At 49.4% G+C, this 1,029-nt stretch carries 1 protein-coding gene and 2 pseudogenes; all 3 read left to right on the top strand.

The window, feature by feature from the left end; translation table 11 throughout:
- A pseudogene (locus tag ACR0P9_RS13165) lies at window positions 1–194 on the top strand (energy-coupling factor ABC transporter ATP-binding protein); the annotation flags it as partial.
- Window positions 191–898 (top strand): energy-coupling factor transporter transmembrane component T, encoded by a 708-nt coding sequence (locus ACR0P9_RS13160; protein WP_432620868.1) that lies wholly within the window; start codon window positions 191–193, stop codon window positions 896–898. The pseudogene ACR0P9_RS13165 and the gene ACR0P9_RS13160, both read left to right, overlap by 4 nt.
- Window positions 899–919: 21 nt before the next feature.
- Window positions 920–1,029 (top strand): annotated as a pseudogene (locus ACR0P9_RS13155) (thiaminase II); the annotation flags it as partial.

Genomic DNA, 1,029 nt, shown 5'->3' with positions numbered 1-1,029 from the left:
TGCTGGATGAGCCGACATATGGACAGGATTATCGCTCGGCACGGGCACTGATGGATCAGGTTTGTGCGCGTGTCAAAGAAGACGGTCTGACGGTGATTATGACGACGCATGACCGCGGTTTGGCGCAGGCCTATGCGGACGTTCGCTATCAGATGCGAGGAAAAAAACTGATACGGGAGGACACGAATCGATGAGACCGACCGTTTTGGAAAAAATCAATCCCTTTGTCAAAGTCATTACGATTTTGGTCTGCGGCATTTTAATGGCGCTGACAAGCTCGTGGAAATTGAATGTTGCCGTGTGGCTGGTGACGCTGGCAGCACTCATTGTGCTGTCCAACTGTAAAGTGTCATCGCTTGTCAAGACGTTTGTTCCGGTCATTGTGCTGGCGGGTGCTGTATTTGTATCCGGTATGTCATACGGAAAAAGTGCGGGAGACTCGGCATCTATTTATGACGTGGCATCTATGGGTTCTGCGCTGCTGCTCAGCACGCGCATTCTCGCGTATGTCGGTATGGGTATGTTGTTTGCCCTTTCGACAGACCAAAAAGAATTCATCATGTCGCTGATGCATCAAGCGCATGTCAAGCCGAAATTTGCTTACGGCGTGTTGGCGGCAGTGAATCTGGTTCCGACACTGCGCCGGGAATGGGATGAAGTCAATCTTGCGTATCGAGCAAGAAAAAAGAGCACCGGCTTACTGCCGATTGGCCCGCTGTTCAACACACTGGTCAATGGCATCCGTTGGTCGGAAAATGTAGCAATGGCGATGGAATCCAAAGGATTTGACGGCGATGGAACTCGCACCTTTGTGATTACCACACGCGTTCATGCAGGAGATATTTGCTTTGCTGTGATTTGTATCGGACTCATGGCGGCAGGTATGATTTGTCTGTAAAAGAGAAGAAGGAGTTATATTATGAAGGTATCTGAGCGTTTGTATAACAGCATTATTGATCTGTGGGACAAGTACAATGAGCACCCGTTTGTCAAGGGCATTGCAGATGGCACACTGCCGCTGGAAAACTT

This window comes from Butyricicoccus sp. (genome assembly GCF_050872565.1).
Taxonomy (GTDB): Bacteria; Bacillota; Clostridia; order Oscillospirales; family Butyricicoccaceae; genus Butyricicoccus_A.
The sequence above is the reverse complement of the archived record's forward strand: the minus strand, read 5'-3'. Positions and strand labels throughout refer to the sequence as shown.

Coding starts and splice junctions, on each gene's coding strand:
- ACR0P9_RS13160 (WP_432620868.1), top strand. CDS start 191: ATGAGACCGACCGTTTTGGAAAAAATCAATCCCTTTGTCAAAGTCATT.